The organism is Pseudenhygromyxa sp. WMMC2535 (genome assembly GCF_011083025.2).
Window position 1 is genome coordinate 2191375 of sequence record NZ_JABJWV010000001.1, and the last position, 16225, is coordinate 2207599.

General features: G+C 72.1%; 10 protein-coding genes. 7 read left to right on the plus strand and 3 right to left on the minus strand.

All coding sequences use genetic code 11. The annotated features are described in order from the left end of the window. Nucleotides 1-41 precede the first annotated feature (41 nt). Genes G6O69_RS08275 through G6O69_RS08285 form a run of 3 tightly spaced genes read left to right on the plus strand, consistent with a single transcriptional unit; the run spans nt 42 to nt 2780 of the window. A complete protein-coding gene (locus G6O69_RS08275; protein WP_172302980.1) occupies nt 42-947 on the plus strand; it encodes a hypothetical protein in 906 nt (301 codons plus the stop codon). Continuing rightward, entirely contained in the window at nt 944-1879 is a 936-nt protein-coding gene (locus G6O69_RS08280; protein WP_172302981.1) for an ROK family protein, read from the plus strand. Before G6O69_RS08275 ends, G6O69_RS08280 begins: the two co-directional genes overlap by 4 nt. Nucleotides 1880-1883: 4 nt before the next feature. After that, nucleotides 1884-2780 carry a YqiA/YcfP family alpha/beta fold hydrolase gene (locus G6O69_RS08285; protein ID WP_172302982.1) on the plus strand — a complete coding sequence of 299 codons (897 nt, stop codon included), beginning with the start codon at nt 1884-1886 and terminating at the stop codon, nt 2778-2780. A 39-nt stretch (nt 2781-2819) separates the two neighbouring features. On the opposite strand, the gene G6O69_RS08290 is transcribed toward G6O69_RS08285, so the two are convergent. Both G6O69_RS08290 and G6O69_RS08295 read right to left on the minus strand, forming a co-directional pair. Further along, nucleotides 2820-5420 (minus strand): serine/threonine-protein kinase, encoded by a 2601-nt coding sequence (locus G6O69_RS08290; RefSeq protein WP_172302983.1) that lies wholly within the window; start codon nt 5418-5420, stop codon nt 2820-2822. Nucleotides 5421-5603: 183 nt separating this feature from the next. Beyond that, nucleotides 5604-7481 (minus strand): FHIPEP family type III secretion protein, encoded by a 1878-nt coding sequence (locus G6O69_RS08295; RefSeq protein ID WP_172302984.1) that lies wholly within the window; start codon nt 7479-7481, stop codon nt 5604-5606. Nucleotides 7482-7613: 132 nt separating this feature from the next. Between G6O69_RS08295 and G6O69_RS08300 the strand changes: the two genes are divergently transcribed. Next, nucleotides 7614-8168, plus strand: coding sequence for a peroxiredoxin (locus tag G6O69_RS08300; protein ID WP_172302985.1), 555 nt, complete (start codon nt 7614-7616; stop codon nt 8166-8168). Nucleotide 8169: 1 nt separating this feature from the next. Here the strand turns inward: G6O69_RS08300 and G6O69_RS08305 are convergent, their stop codons facing one another. Beyond that, nucleotides 8170-11664: a methyltransferase domain-containing protein gene (locus tag G6O69_RS08305; RefSeq protein ID WP_172302986.1), complete on the minus strand. Its 3495-nt coding sequence runs from the start codon at nt 11662-11664 to the stop codon at nt 8170-8172. A gap of 130 nt (nt 11665-11794) precedes the next feature. On the opposite strand from G6O69_RS08305, the gene G6O69_RS08310 reads away from it, so the two are divergent. The 3 genes from G6O69_RS08310 (at nt 11795) to G6O69_RS08320 (ending at nt 16221) form a co-directional block, all read left to right on the plus strand. Next, nucleotides 11795-12394 (plus strand): hypothetical protein, encoded by a 600-nt coding sequence (locus G6O69_RS08310; RefSeq protein WP_176396714.1) that lies wholly within the window; start codon nt 11795-11797, stop codon nt 12392-12394. A gap of 130 nt (nt 12395-12524) precedes the next feature. Beyond that, nucleotides 12525-14177 carry an adenylate/guanylate cyclase domain-containing protein gene (locus tag G6O69_RS08315; protein ID WP_172302988.1) on the plus strand — a complete coding sequence of 551 codons (1653 nt, stop codon included), beginning with the start codon at nt 12525-12527 and terminating at the stop codon, nt 14175-14177. A 169-nt stretch (nt 14178-14346) separates the two neighbouring features. Then, nucleotides 14347-16221: a hypothetical protein gene (locus G6O69_RS08320; protein WP_172302989.1), complete on the plus strand. Its 1875-nt coding sequence runs from the start codon at nt 14347-14349 to the stop codon at nt 16219-16221. The last annotated feature ends 4 nt before the right edge of the window (nt 16222-16225 follow it).

Below are 16225 nucleotides of genomic sequence, written 5' to 3' on the forward strand. Positions count from 1 at the left end.
CACGCGGCCAGCGGCTCTGGCACAGACCAGACTCGACCGCCATGAAGCGCCTGCTCCTCACCGCCTGCCTCTCTCTGCTCGCGCTCGCGCCCGCCGGCTGCACCAGCCAGGACAAGGGGCCCAAAGCCGACGCCCCCTCCACGGACGCCGCCAAGGACGAAGCCAGCCCCGGCGCGGCCGAAGACGCGGGCGAGGCCCCCGCCGCGCCGGCGCTCCCGGCCGGTGAAGCGCTGCTCGCCGAGTGTGTCGCGGCCAGCGGTGGCGAGCAGGCCATCGCCAGGTTCGAGAGCGTCCACGCCAAGGGCAAGATCGACACCGGCAAACAAAAGCTCCGCGGCGAGTCGGAGCTGTGGTGGCGCAAGGGCGGCGAGTTCTACGTCGAGCAGGAGATCGAGGGCGTGGGCAAGAGCCGCGCCGGCTACGACGGCGAGGTGATGTGGACCGAAGATCCGATCACCGGCCTGCGCCGCCTCGAGGGCGAGGAGGCCGCCTCCTACCTCCAGAGCGCCATGATGTTCCCGGCCCACCAGTGGCGCGAGCACTTCAGCGCCGCGGTGACCAAGGGCAAGAAGACCCTCGAGGATGGCGGCGAGATCTGGGAGGTCGAGCTCCAGTCCGCGGACGGCCCCGAGCTGACCTTGGGCCTCGACGTCGAGACCAAGCTGATCCGCACCATGAAGACCGACCAGGTCACGTCGATGGGCACCATGCCCGTCGAGATCACCGTCGAGGACTATGGCGAGGTCGAGGGCTACAAGTTCGCGATGACCAAGCGCAGCAGCATCACGGGCCTGCTCGAGCTCGAGGAGAAGACCACCGAGTTCGCGGCCAACGTCGAGCTCGACCCGGGGATCTTCGCCTTCCCCGCCACCCGCGAGCTCGTGCCCGCCGACCCCAGCGCGCAACCGCCGGTCGAGGCCCCCGCGCCTACCCCCGAGAAGCCATGAACGCGACGCCCCTGCGCATCGGCGTCGATCTCGGCGGGACCAAGATCGAAGGCGCCGTGTTCTCCGACGACGGCCAGCTCCACCTGCGCCGGCGCGTGCCCACGCCGACCACCAGCTACCCCGAGGCCCTCGCCGCCCTCGTCGGCGTGATCCAGGGCCTCGAGACCGAGCTGCGCGAGCAGGGCAAGCTGGGCGCGGACCAACGCTGCAGCGTGGGCGTGGGTCACCCCGGCGCCATCGTCCCGCAGACCGGGCTGCTCGAGAACGCCAACCAGACCGTGCTCATGGGCCACCCGGTCGCCGCGGATCTCGAGGCCGCCCTCGCTCGCCCGGTCCGCATGGCCAACGACGCCAACTGCTTCGCCGTGTCCGAGTCCGCCCCCGGGGGCGCGGCCGAGGGCATGCCCACGGTCTTCGGCGTGATCCTCGGGACCGGCGTGGGCGGCGGGCTGGTCGTCGACGGCCGCCCGCTGACCGGGGTCAACGCCATCGCCGGCGAGTGGGGTCACAACCCTCTGCCGCGCATGCGCGACGACGAGCGCCCCGGGCCGCGCTGCTACTGCGGGCGGCTCGGCTGCATCGAGGCCTTCTTGTGCGGCCGCGGGCTGCTGTGGGACCACGCGCGCTGCGGCGGCGCGCCCTTCGACTCCGCCAAGGCCATCGTCGAGGCCGGCGCGCGCGGGGAGCCCAGCGCCCTGGCCAGCCTCGAGCGCTACGCCGAGCGCCTCGCCCGGGCCCTCGCCTCGGTCATCAACCTCTTCGACCCCCACGCCATCGTCCTCGGCGGGGGGCTCTCCAACTGCAAGCTGCTCTACGAGCGCATCCCCTCGCTGTGGGTCGGCCACGTGTTCTCCGAGGACATCGCGACCCAGCTGCTGCCCCCGGCCCAGGGCGACAGCAGCGGCGTGCGCGGGGCCGCCTGGCTGTGGTGAACCCATGTCGATCCGCTACGCCTACCTCCACGGCTTCGCCTCCTCCAGCCTCTCGGCCAAGGGCCAGGCCCTGCGCCGCGTCTTCGACGGCCTGGGTCGGACCTTGCACCTCCCGGACCTCAACTACCCGAGCTTCGCCGAGCTCAGCTACACCGGCATGCTCGAGGCCTTCGACCGCTTCGATCGCCAGCTCGACGCTGGCCGCTCCCCCCGCTCCGAGCCCGCGCGCTGGCGGCTGATCGGCTCGAGCATGGGCGGCTACCTGGCCGCGCGCTGGGCCGCGCTCCACCCCGAGCGCGTGGATCGCCTGCTGCTGCTGTGCCCGGCCTTCGACTTCGCCCAGCGCTGGCCGCAGCTGCTCGGCGACAAGGCCTTCGCCGACTGGGAGCGAGCGGGCAGCCTGCCCATGCCCGGCCCCGCCGGCGCCCCCGTCGAGGTCCACTGGGGCCTCGTCGAGGACGGCCGCCAGCACCCGCCGCGCCCGGCCGTGCCCTGCCCGACCACGATCATCCACGGGACCCGCGACACCGTCGTGCCCATCGACAGCTCGCGCAGCTACATCGCCGAGCATCCCGAGGTCGAGCTCATCGAGGTCGACGACGACCACACGCTGATGGCCTCGCTCGCGACGCTCGCGGCCCGGGCCCAGCACTGGCTCGTGGATCCGCCGCGGCGCCTATCCTGGGACTTCTTCGGCGCCGACGCCCTCGGCACCGCCGAGCACTTCCGCGTGCACCTCGACGAGTTCCTGGTCCGCGAGGATCTCGGCGGCTGCGAGACCGGCGTCGAGACCCCCACACCCACGCCCACCTCCGGCGAGCAGGCCACGACCTGGTGCCGCTGCCCCGAGCGCCTGCTGCCCGTCATCGGCCCGGCCCTGCGCCCGCACCGGGTCGACTGAGCGCGGACATGCGTTGGCGCGGCGACGCGCCAGCGCGCCTCACTTGCCGATCTTCTCCTGGACCTTGTCGATGCGCGCGTCGGCCTTGGACGCGCCCAGCGACTTGGCGCGCTCGTACTGCTCGAGGGCGTCGCGGTAGCGCAGCGCCTTGTAGTAGGCGTCGCCGAGCTTGATGCGGTAGTTGCTGTTGCGCGGCGCGGCCTTGACCGCCTTCTCGGCGTAGAGCAGCGCCTTTTGGGAGCCGCCGGTGTCGAAGTAGACGTCCGACAGGCCCATCAGCGCCTTGGCGTTGCTGTTGTCGTAGGAGATCGCCTGATCGAACAGGCTCTTGGCCTCGGTGCGCTTGCCGGCGCGCAGGGCCGCCTCGCCCTCGCTCGCCAGGTCGGCGGCCTTGCCCGGGTTGCGGCCGCTCCCGCCCAGGGTCTCGCTCTTGCGCCCGCCCTTGCGCCCGCCCTTCTTGCTGCCCTCCTCGACGACCTCGCCCTCGTCCTCGCCGGCCTCTTCACCAGCCTCCTCGCCCTCGTCCTCGCCGACCTCGACCGGCTGCTCCTCGGGCGTGCGCGCGAACCCGGGCAGCGGGTCGACCTCGACACCGATCCCCCGGGCGGCCTCGATGGCCTTGGTCATCGCGAGCAGCGAGCGGCCCTCGAGCTGGCCGGCGAGCAGCTCCTCGAGCTTCTCACCGAGCAGCGCCTCGTCCTCCTCGGCGAAGGCGTCGAGCAGGCGCGCCACGGACAGCTCGTCGGGGGTGAACTCGCCCGCGGCCGCGCGCTCGCGGAAGTCGGCGAGCTCGCTGATGCTCCACCCCGAGCGCGCCCGCGCGAGCTCGTCCTCGGGCTTGAACAGGTGGGCCATGGCGTAGTAGTCGCGCGACAAATTGCGCGCCCCGGGCACGTCCCAGTAGCGATCACCGAGCACGCGCAGGGTCTCGAAGAACTCCTCGCGCAGCTCGGAGGCCCGCTCGTCGCCGGGCTCCTCGGCGCTGCCGGTGAGGTTCTCGAGCGCGATGACTTTTTGGTAGGAGGTCGGCGCGCCGGGGTCGGTGGCCGGCGGGTAGACCCACTGGGTCTTCGCGCCCGCGAGGTGGGCCTCGTCGCTGAGCTGGTCGATCATGTCGACCTCCTCGGGGGTCGGATCCCCGCCCACGAGCACCCAGGTCACGCCCACGCCGATCAGCAGCGCCCCGATCCCGGCGAGCAGCGGCAGCAGCCAGCGGTTGCCCTGCTCGAGCACGATCGTGTTCGGGTTGGGCATGTCGTGGACGAGCCGCGCGCGGCGCTCGGGGTCGACGTCGGGCAGCGGGAGGTCGTCCCAGGGCGTCGTCAGCCCCGCGGCGATCTGCGCCTCGCACAGCGCCGCCTCGAGGTCGACCATGTCCTGCCAGCGATCCTCGGGATCCTTGGCCAGGCACTTCATGATCACGTCGGACAGGGCCTGGGGGATCTCGCGCTCGGGCCGGACCTCGGTCAGCGGCTGGGGCTTGGCCTTGAGCTGCTTCTCGAGCAGCTTTTGGATGTCCTCGTCGTCGAAGGGCGGGACGCCGACGAGCAGCTCGTAGGCCATGCAGCCCACGGAGTAGATGTCGAGGCGGCCGTCGAACTCCTTGCCGGTGATCTGCTCCGGCGCCATGTAGTGCGGCGTGCCGGCGATGTTGGTCTGACCCTGAGAGCCAGCCGCGACCATGGCCGAGATGCCGAAGTCGACGATCTTGACGACCTCGCGGCCCTCTTCGTTGACCGCGATGATGTTCTCCGGCTTGATGTCGCGGTGGATGACGCCGACCTTGTGCGCGGCGGCCAGGCCCTTGCAGACCTGACGCAGCAGGCCGAGCAGGCGCGGGGGCTCGATCCAGTCGTCTTGACTGATCGGGACCAGATCCCCGCCGGGGATCAGCTCCATGCAAAAGAACAGGCGCCCGTCGGCGAGCTCGCCGAAGTCGTAGATCTCGACGATGTTGCGCGAGCCGACGCGGCTGGCGGCGCGGGCCTCGTCGCGGAAGACCTGGGCCATCTGGGCCTCTTGGGAGAGGTCGAAGCGCAGGATCTTGAGCGCCACTTTGCGCTCGATGTCGATGTGCTCGGCCTCGTAGACCACGCCCATGCCGCCCTCGCCGAGCCAGCGGAGGATGCGGTAGCGGGTCCCGGGCACGGCCTTGCCGGGGACCAGGCGCACGCGCGGCTGATCCGCCCCGGGCTCCGAGAGGTGCTCGATGCCCGACATCTGCGTGCCGCGGTGCTCGTGGCGCCGCGCCTGGAAGTCTTCCTCGGTCGGGCGCAGCGGCGCCTCGAGCTGGCGCCCGGTCAGGCTCTGCGCGGCAGACTGCGCCATGGACTCGGCCGTCGTCTCGACGACCATCCCGGCCGCCGACTCGGCGGCCGCGGCCCCGCGCTGGCCCGGCATGCTCCCGGGCGCGGCGATCAGCGTGGGCGACGACGCGGCGGCCTTGGGGGTCGCGCTCGGGGGCGCGACGGCGCGGGGAGGCTGCGGCGCCTGGGCGCTCGGCTGGGGCGGGACCTCGACCTGCGGGGCAGAGGCGGACTCGGAGGGCTTTGGCCCCCTCCCGACCATCGTGCGCTTGGGCAGGTTGGGCGGCGTGCTCGCGCCTCGGCGCAGATTGGAAACCGTTGGCGGCTTTGGCATCGGCTCGAAGCCTCGGCATGGGTGCGCGACGCTTTGCCGCTACACCTAGTCAGGTAGCGAACATCTTACACCTTTTATGATCTGGTGCGAACAGCGCGTGCGCCAGCCAGAACGCGTGTTCACGGGATCGAGGGACAGGGAGCCGAGAGCAAAGCCATCACGGTATTGGCATACCGTCCATTTTCACCATGGCGCCCCGTCTTCGTGCTCGAGGAGTTCGAGGCGCGCCGTCGCCGGAAGCTCCATTTTAGCGGCCCTCACCTCGGAGATCGCCAACACCGGCACATGCGGGCGCGCGCCGGCCAAGAGCGCGGCGAAGGCCGGGCGTGCCTCGGGCCCACACACCAAGATCGTCGGTCGCCCCGCGTCGGCGTGGATCTCCCCGAGCAGCCGGCGGCGCTGCGCCGGCCCGAGGTGGAGCGCGTGTTCTCGCCCGAGCTCTCGCGCCTCGCTGCGAGAGATCACCAAGTCCTCGAGGTCCGCGCTCGGCCGCAGCCAGCGCGGCGCGCCGAGGTGCGCGACGCCGTCGCACAGCTCCCGCACCCAGCGATCCGCCAGGGCCTCGCGGGCGTGCTCGAGCCAGCGCGAGCGCTCCGCGGGGTCTCGCAGCGCGCGGCGCTCGGCGAAGGCAGACAGCAGCGCCTCGGTGCTCGGCGCTGGCACCCGCTCGCGCAGCAGGCCGCGGACGATCGCCAGCAGCTCGGTGAGCTCGACCTCGCGCAGCGCCGCGCGGACCAGCGCCGGCCGACGCTGGCGCTCGCGCTCGAGCTCGGCCTCGATCAGCTCGAGGTCGACGAGGTGCTCCGCGCCGCTCATCAGCGCGTGGAAGCTCGCCAGCAAGACCGCGTCGAGATCGGCCCGACCCGCCACCACCTCTCGGCCGATCACGCGATCCCCCAGCCGCAGCTCGAGCTCGGCGCCAGCGATGAACGCGGGCGTCCCCTCGAGTTCGAAGCGCGGGATGGCGACCGCCAGGGCCTGCTCGCAGCGCCGCCGCAGGCTCTCGAGGCCGCGCTCGAGGGCCTGGCGGTCCACGCTCTGGGCCCGCCCCTCCCCCGCCGCGGCCGACAGGCGCAGCCGCGGCTCGACGCGCAGGTCGGCCTCGCCCTGGCGCCCGCCGAGAAAGAGCGCCAGCGCCAGCGCGCCCACGGCCGTGGTCGAGAAGGCCAGGCCAGGCATGCCGGGGACCATGGCCAGCGCGCCGAGCAGCACCGCCGGAACCACGAGCATCTCCGGGGCCAGCCAGGCCAGCTCGGCGCGGGGGCGATGCTTGTCCACCCGCGCGACCAGCAGCGCCGCCGCCAGGGCGATCAGCAGCGCCGGCAGCTGGGCGAGCAGGCCGTCGCCGATCGCCAGCTCGCCGTAGCGGACCAGGCTCTCGCCGACGCTCAGGCCGTCGCGCGAGCTGCCGATCCCCAGGCCGCCGACGAGGTTGATCCCCGTGATCATCAGGCCGACGATCGCGTCGCCCTTGACCCAGCGCATCACCCCGTCCATGCGCCCAAAGAAGTCCGCCCGCTCGGCCAGGGCGGCGCGGCGGGCCTGGGCCTCGCGGGCCCCGATCGCCCCCGCGCGCAGGTCCGCGTCGATCGCCGCCTGCTGCCCGGGCATGCCGTCGAGGGCGAAGCGAGCCGCGACCTCGGCGACGCGCTCGGCCCCGCGGGCGATCACGAAGTACTGGATCGCGGTGATCACCGCGAACATCACGACGCCGACGATCAGGTCGCCACGCACGACGATCCGCGCGAAGGCCTCGACGACCCGGCCGGCGTCTCCCTGCACGAGGATCAGCCGGGTGGTCGAGACGTTGAGCACCAGGCGAAACGAGGTCAGCAGCAGGACCAGGCTCGGGAAGCCGAGGAAGTCGGCGGTCCGACGCAGGCGCAGCCCCGCGACCAGGACCAGCACGGCGCCGGCGAGGCTCAGCGAGAGCAGCAGATCCACGACCGTCGTCGGCAGCGGGACCAGCAGGCAGAAGATCAGCGCCACGACCACCGCCGCGGGCGCCAGCCCAGGCAGCCCGCGCAGCAGCGCCCGCGGGCCCACACGCAAGGCAGCCATCGGTGGCGTTCCAGGCCCTGGCACGCGCGGACAGTAGCAAGCTGGGGTCGGGCCCGCGCCTTTTCGACGGATCTACCCAAGCCCAGCGCGCGCCGCTTGCAAGCGCGGGGACGATCGGCCATAGCCGATGCGATGCCTCGCCCTCCCCGCGCCTCGCTCGTGCTGCTCTCGCTGCTCACCTTCGGCCTCCCGGTGGCCGCCACCGGCTTGCTCGGCTGCGGCGAGACCCAGCGCCCCGACGGCGGCGAGGGCCTGCTCGCCAAGGGCGACCTCGCCCCGGCCCTGAGCGCCACCGCCCACGACGGCACCGCCATCGACCTGCGCGCCCTCGGCAAGCCGACGGTGATCTACTTCTACCCCCGCGACAACACCCCCGGCTGCACCACCGAGGCCTGCGCCTTCCGAGACGTGTGGGCCAAGTACCAGGCCGCCGGCGTGCTCGTGGTCGGCGTGTCGACGGACGACGACGCCTCGCACCGCGCCTTCGCCGAGGAGCACGAGCTGCCCTTCCCGCTGATCGCCGACACCGACGAGTCCTGGGCCAAGGCCTTCGGCGTCCCGGTCAAGGCCGGCTACACCAAGCGCGTCAGCTTCTTGCTCGACGCGGAGGGCAAGATCATCGAGGTCTACCCCGACGTCGACCCGGGCGTGCACGCCGAAGAGGTGCTCGCGGCGGCGGCCGGCTGACTCAGTCCTCGGGCCACTCGTCGTCGTCCACGGCCTCGACGGTCATCCGCGCGCGCCCGACCTGATTTTGCGTGACCACGGGCCGGCTGTCCTCCCGCGGCCGGGCCTGGGGACCCGAGCCCGAGCGTGGACGCCCGCTCGCGGCCTGCACCGAAGAAGATGAGCGCCCGCGCCCGCGCGCCACGGGAGCGTCGTCCTCCCTCGCCTGCGCCTGCGCCTCGCTCTCGCCCTCCTGCTTGGCCGCGGCCTCGCCCGCCCCGGCCTCGTCCCCCGCGTCGACCTGCTTCGCCCGCTCCCCGGAGGCCTCGCGCGCGGCCTTGGCCGCGGGCGCCGGGCCCGACTCGTCGAGGTTGAGGTCGGCGAAGCTGACCCCCTCATCGTCGTCGTCGGTCAAGCTCGCGAGGGCATGATCCAGCTCCTGGGCAGTGGGCCCCTCCTCGCCCTCGCCCTTCGCCTTCGCCCCGGGCGGCGCGAGTGGACCCCCCGCCGGGCGCGGCTTGAGCCCCGCGGCCACGCTCGGCTTCTTGGCGCTCTTCTTGTCGCCGTCGAGGTCCATCAGCGAGCCGGCGAAGTCGGCGAAGGGATCCTCGTCGTCGGGCCGGGCCGCGGGGAAGCCCTCGATGCCGATGCCCGCCCGGGCGAGCTTCGCCCGCTCGCTGGCCAGCAGCCGCTCCTGCTCGAGGGCCCGGGCCTGCTCGGCGGCGAGCAGGTTGCGGGTGACCTCGAGCTCGTCGAGGAGCGAGTCGACGGTCTCCTTGTGCTTCTCGAGCTGGGCCAAGGACGCCGCGAAGCGGGCCGCGTTGCGGTCCGAGGCGTCGGTCATCTCCCAGATCTTCTGCTCGGCGCCGTCGAGGCGCGCGAGCATGTACTCCTGCTCGGTGGTCCGCACCTGCAGCTCGAGGCGCAGCCGCTCGACCCGCTCGCTCTCGCTGCCGCCGCCAACGCTGGCGCGCAGGGCCGAGAGCTCGCGGACGTGCTCGCGGGTCGACTGGGCCAGGGCCGCGCGCAGGCGCTCGAGCTCGGCGCGGGCGGAGCTCGGCCAGGCGTCGATCTCGTCCTTGCTGGGGCCCTTGCCCGTCCCCTCGCCCGCCCCCTCGCCGCCCGCAGACGCGCGCTCGGTCTCGGCCTCGAGGTCCCGGCGCAGGGCCGAGAGCTCGCTCGAGCTGTCCTGATCGCTGCTGAGCCGCTCGACCTGCTGCTCGCGCTCGCGCAGCTGCCGGCGCAGGCTGTCGCGCAGGGCCGCGGCCTCCTCGAGCTGACCTTGGATCGCCTGCTTCTCGCCGGCGCGCAGCTTGGCGCGCTCGCGGGCCTCCTCGAGCTGAGCCTGGAGGCTCTCGACCGTCGCGCCGAGCTGCTCGACCTCGACCTGGCGGACCTCGAGCTCGTCGCGCAGCTGCGCCGAGCCGTCTTGCTGGAGCTCGAGCTCCCCCTCGAGCTCGTCGATGCGCGCGCTGGCCTGCTCGAGCTTCGCGGCATGCTGCTCGGCGGCGGCCGTGGCCTGCTGCTCGCGCGCCTCGAGGGCCGCGAGCTGCTCCGACGAGGACGCGATGCTGTGGTTGCGCTCGCGCAGCTCGGCGCGCAGAGAGTCGACGTCGGCGGACTGGCCGGCGAGGGCCGCGGCCTCCTTTTCGAGTCGGGCGATCTGCTCGCCGCGCGCCTCGAGCAGCGCCTTGCTCTGCGCCCCCGAGACCTCGAGCTCGCGCAGCTCTCGGCTGAGCGACTGGACCTCGCCCGCGCGGCGCTGCTCCTCGGCCCGGGCGCGCTCGACCTGCTCGCGCAGGCGCTCGACCTCGCTGGCCACGCGCACGCCCTCGAGGCGCTCCTTTTGTAGGGCCTCGCGGGTCTCCCACAGCTTGGCCTCGAGCTCCTCCGACTGGCGCGTGCGCTGGCTGAGCTCCTCGCGCAGGCGGTCGCGGTCGACGGCCACGTCGGCGAGCATGCGGCCCTGCTCGGCCCCCTGGGCGGCCGTGGCCGTGAGCTCCTCGGCCCGCGTGCGCGTCTGGGCCAAGCTGCGCTCGGCCTCCTCGAGGCGCTTGCGCATGGCCTGGAGCTCGCCGGCGAGGCGCGAGGCCTCCTCGATCTTGGCCGAGAGCGCGTGGTCTTGCGCCTGACTGCGGCGGCTCGCGACCTCGAGCTCGGCCTCCATGCGCTGGGCGAGCTTGCGCGCGCCCTCGCGCTCGGCGACGTAGACCTCGTTTTGCCGGCGCAGCTCCTGGCGCTCGCCGTCGAGGGCCTCGATGCGCTCGCGCAGCCCTCGCTCGTCCTCGCGGGCCTGCTCGAGGGCCGCGCGCTCGCTCTCGAGCTGCGTCGTGAGCCGCTCGACCGCCTTGTCCTGCTCGCTCGAGGTCCGCGTCAGGATCTGAAGATCCGTCTCCTGGCTGCGCAGGCGCTCCTCGAGGCCGCGGATCTGGTCCTCGGCCGCGCGCGCCCGGATCTTGGCCTGCTCGAGGGCGGCGCGCAGCTCGGCCTCGATTTCGTCGACGCTGCGCCCGCGCTCGCTCTGCTCGGCGCGCGCGGCCTGGAGCTCGGCGAGCAGCTCCTGGCGCTCGTCCTCGACCCTGGCGAGCTGCGAGCCCTGCTCCTGCTCGCGGGCGCGCAGGATGCTGAGCTGGGTCTCGGCCTCGGTCAGCCCGTCGCGCAGGCGATCGACCTCGGCCGCCTCGACCTCGCTGCTGCGCGCGCGCAGGCTCTCGAGCTGACCCTCGAGCTCGCGCACGCGCCCGTGGGCCGCCGCGACCTTGGCCGCGCGCAGGCTCAGCTCCTCGCGCAGACGGTCGAGCTCGTCGCGGAGCTCCTCGATCTCGGCGCTGTCGCGCTCGGCCTGGGGATCGAAGCCGAACACCTCGCTGCGCGGCAGGGGGATCAGCAGGCACTCCCGGGCCAGGCCCGTGGGCGTGCGCGACTTGCTGGCCACCGCCAGGTAGTGCGAGGCCTCCGGCGGCTCCTCGAGCAGCTCCTCGCGCAGGGCGAGCATCGGCTCTTCGCCCGCGCCCGCGCCCGCCACGGCGTCATCGTCGACGATCGGCGCGAGCGAGAAGCCCTGCCAGGGCATCTGCGCGAGCATGTCGACGCGCGAGAAGATCGCGGCCATCTGATCCTCGAGGCCCCAAAAGTCGAGCTGCGACGAGCCGGCCAGGGTCCGACCAAAGGCCTCGACCTCGCGCTGCTCGATCCACGCGCAGAACAGCCCCTCGCCGCGCAGCACTCGGTGGCCCTCGCGGAGCAGCTCGCGGCGGTCCGTCGAACGCAGCGAGCCAAAGGCCTCGACGCAGACCACCAAGTCCACGCTCGCGTCGCGCAGCGGCAGGCGTGCGCCCGTGGCTGGGCGCACCTGCATGCCAGGCTCCGAGGGAAAGTCCGCGCCGATGACCAGCACCTGGCGCGCGCCAGCGCTCAGCAGTCGGCGCGGCCCCTCCGGCCCGCTGGGCTGGACGACCACCACCGTTCGGGCGAGTACCCAGCGCTCGAGCGCGAGGTATGCGGGCAAGTGGTACACGCGGACCGAGATGATAGCGGCATTCCTCGCCGCCGAGTCCCCGCAAGATACCAGGTTCTCACAGCGCCGCCCGCCGACCCTGCTCGGGTGTTTCGGCCCCCTGCCCGCGCGCGCTGCTGAACGGGCGGACATGCGCCGGCTTTCCTCGCCGCCCGCCTGGACCTTGGGCGTATACTTGCGTCCGGGCAGGTCCGTGAACGACTTCGTCAGCTATAAAAAGCCCCGCAAGTTCAACATCGTCGTCGTGGCGCTGTTGCTCGGGCTCGTGTTGGGCGCCTACCTCGTCTACGTGTTCATCCCCGTGGTCATCTGCAAGTCCGAGGCCGTGCGCGTCATCGACGAGACCTCCTCGGACTTCACCGGGCAGTCCGGGTACATGATGGCCAACCCCGACCAGCTCAAGCGCCTGCGCAACAAGATGATCAGCGAGCTCCAGCTCGTCGGCGTCGACGATCCCAACGCCGAGTACTGGATCGAGGTCGACGACGACAACCAGGCGCGCTTCGGCGTGCTCTACTCCGCGTGGATCGAGCTCGCCTTCATGGAGCCCTTCGAACGGGTCTACGAGATCGAGATGACCTGCTCCCGCTCCGGGCGCGGCGCGGCGTGGACCTGCTCGACCCAGGTGCTCAAGCTCCCCCCGGAGGGCGGCGCGAACCTCGACGAGAGCGAGCAGGGTGGGGGCACCGAGGTCGACATCAACGTGCGAAACAAGCCCGCCAGCGGCTGACCTGCACCTCCGAAGAGGCCGGCCTGATGCGCGCTTTGCGGCATCCCTCTCGCTCCAGTTGATCGAGCGGTACAGCTAGCCTAGGATCGCGCTTCGAGCCGGCTACACCGACGACGAGACCGACTGGGCGATGTCCGCCAAACTCATCCTGCTCGGGGAGACTCAGATCGAGTATCCCCTGACCGCCTTCAACACCCTCGGTCGCCACCCCGACAATACGATCCAGGTGCTCGACCGGATCGTGTCCAAGGAGCACGCCCGGATCACCTTGGGGCCCAACGGCCGGTGGATGATCCGCGACGCGGGCAGCCTCAACGGGACCATGGTCAACGGCGAGCGCGTCGGCGAGGGCGCGCTCAACGACGGTGACCAGCTCCAGCTCGGCAACACCACCTTCCGCTTCGTCGAGTCCAACCCCCAGCACCAGACCCAGCAGGCCGCGCAAAACGCCCGCGTGACCATGATGCCGGGCCAGGTCCAAAGCGAGGTCCGCAACCGCATCGACGCCGGCAAGCGCTTCTTGCCCGTCGCGGACATCCAGGACATCGCCACGCTCAAGGCCGACTACGAGAAGCTCCGCGTCGCCCACGAGCTGTCCCAAAAGCTCGCCCTCGACACGGACCTCGACAAGCTCCTCCAGCAGATCGTCGACGAGACCTTCCAGATCATCCGCGCCGACCGGGCCGTGATCCTGCTCTACGACAACGACTCGGACGCGCTGACCCCCGCCTACGTCCGCCAAAAGCGGCCCGACGAGCAGATCCAGCTGAGCAACACCATCCTCGAGGAGGTCAAGCGCAACAAGGCCGCCGTGCTGTCCTCGGACGCCATGGTCGACGAGCGCTTCAAGGCTGCCAAGAGCATCATCATGCAGGGCATCCGCTCGACCATGTGCGTGCCCTTGCTCGTCGGCGACCAGCTCGTGGGCGCCTTCCACGTCGACTCGATGCTGGCCACCGGCGCCTTCCAGGACAAGGACCTGCTGCTCTTCTCGGGCATCGCCACCCAGGCCGCCGTGGCCATCCAAAACCACCGCCTGGCCAAGAAGATCGAGCACGAGGCGGCGACCCGGGCCGAGTTCCAGCGCCTGCTCTCGCCCAACCTCGTCGAAGAGATCGTGTCCGGCGCCCTGACCCTCGACCAGGCCGGAGCCCGGCGCGAGGTCACCATGCTCTTCGCCGACATCCGGGGCTTCACCTCGATGTCCGAGCGGCACACGCCCGAAGAGATGGTCGAGACCCTCAACGCCTACTTCGAGTTCATGGTCGACGTGCTCTTCAAGCACGGCGGCACCCTCGACAAGTACGTCGGCGACGAGATCATCGGCCTGTTCGGCGCCCCCGTGGTGCAGCCCGACGCCCCGATCCGCGCCGTTCGCTGCGCCCTCGACATGCTCAAGGCGCTCGAGGAGTTCAACCACACCCGGGCCAACGCCGGCCAGGAGCCCGTGCAGATCGGCATCGGCCTCAACACCGGCCCGGTGATCGCCGGCGCCATCGGCTCCTCGCAGACCCTCCAGTACACGGTCATCGGCGACGCCGTGAACGTGTCCTCTCGGCTGTGCAGCGTGGCCAAGGCCGGCGAGATCATCATCTCGCCCACGACCATGGGCCACGCCTCCGACTACATCATCGCCGAGCAGCGCCGCCCCGTTCAGGTCAAGGGCAAGAGCGAGCCGATCCAGATCTGGAACGTCACCGGCATGCGCGAGACCCCGGCCGGCGACGCGGCCCCTCGCCGCCACCACACCGCGCCCTTCCGGACCACGCAAGAGCCCCAATAGCGACGCTCTGTCGCAGGCTGGACGAGGCGGGTTTCAACGCCGCGTTTCAGGAAAGGACGCAGGGCGGCGCCCAGGGACAGACGTAGAGCAAGATCGGGCCCGCGGCGGCGCATCCGAGGCGCCATTTGTCACAGTGTGGCTCGGTACGATCTGTGCTTATTCGGGGGCCATGAACTCGCGCCTCGCCCTCCCTCGCTCGTCGACACTCTCCCTCGCGCTCTTCGTGCTCGGATGCGCCCACGATGGGACCCCGAGCGGCGACGACGAGGTCGGCGGCGAAGGCAGCTCGGGCGGCGGCGAGTCCTCGTCCTCCAGAGAAGCTGGAGAAGCTGGAGAAGCTGGAGAAGCTGGAGACTCGGGCGACTCGCCCGACTCGAGCGAGGCCGAGGACACCGGCGACGCCGGGGCGCTCTCGGCCCTCGCGCTCCCTCCCGGCCACGAGGTCCACACCGGCCGCGTCGCCACGGCCCACACCTGCGAGGACTGCCACGCAAACAGCGACCAGGCCCAGGCCATGCGCGACGAGCTCGACCGGGCGATCGCCCCGCACAACCTGTGGCGCGGGACGATGATGGCCAACGCCGGCCGCGACCCCTTCTGGCACGCCATGGTCGAGGGCGAGGTCCTCTCGACCCCATCCGCGGCCGCGGCCATCGAGGCCAAGTGCATGCGCTGCCACGCGCCCCTGCTCTCGGCCGAGCTCGAGCTCACGGGCGCCAGCGCGCCGAGCATCGCTGCCCTCGGCGAAGACACCGACCACGGCGCCCTCGGCCGCGACGGGGTCTCGTGCACGCTCTGTCACCAGATCGAGGACGAGCAGCTCGGCGCCCCGACGTCCTTCTCCGGCGGGTGGACCGTGGCGGGCGAGGGGCGGATCTACGGGCCGCACGCCGACCCCTTCCCGATGCCGATGCTCAACCACGTCGACATGAGCCCCGTCGAGAGCCCGCACATGCTCGAGTCGGCGACCTGCGCGACCTGCCACACCCTGCACACCGAGGCCCTCGACGCCGCCGGCCAGGCCACGGGCTCGACCCTGGCCGAGCAGGCGCCCTACCTCGAGTGGCGCAACTCCGCCTACTCGACCGAGCTCGGCGAGCCCGGGCCGGCGGCGGCAAGCTGCCAGGACTGCCACGCGCCCAAGCGCTCCGAGGGCGGCGTGCAGACGACCACCGCCATCGCCCACCGCCCACCGGGCGACGACTTCCCCAACAACGTGTTCCCGCGCAGCCCCTACGGGCGCCACGTCTTCGTGGGCGGCAACACCTTGGTCCTCGGCCTGCTGCGCGACTACGCCGAGGTCCTCAACCCCGACGCCCCCAGCGCGGCCTTCGACGCGACCATCGCCGCGACCCGCGACCAGCTCCAGGGCGCCACCGCCCAGCTCGACCTGGGCACGATCACCCGCGAGGGCGAGCAGCTACGCGTGCCGATCACCTTGACCAACCTCGCCGGCCACAAGCTCCCGACGAGCTTCCCCAGCCGGCGGGTGTTCGCGTGGATCGAGGTCCGCGACGCCAACGACAAGCTCGTGTTCGGCTCGGGCGCCTTCGACGAGCGCGGCCGCCTGCTCGACGGCGAGGGCGAGGTCCTGCCCAGCGAGCTCGCCGGCGGGCCCACGGCGCCCCACTACGCCGAGATCTCGGCGGCGGACCAGGCCCAGATCTGGGAGGCGATCATGGCCGACGACCAGGGCGCGCCCACCTACCGCCTGCTGCGCGGCGCGACCTACTACAAGGACGATCGCCTGCTCCCCGCCGGCTGGGACGCGCAGCTCGCCGACGCCGAGATCGCCCCCGTCGGCGTCGCCGCGGACCTCGACTTCGTCGCCGGCGGCGACAGCCTCAGCTACGTCTTCGACGCCCCGGCCGCCGCCGGCCCCTACAGCGTCGAGGTCCGCGCCTACTACCAGCCCCTGTCGCCGCGCTTCCTCGCCGAGCTCTTCGCCCTCGACGGGCCCAAGATCCGCGCCTTCGAGGCCATGCTCTCGACCGCCGAGCTCGAGCCCGAGCGCCTCGCCACGGCCCAGGCCAGCGCGGACTGACGCC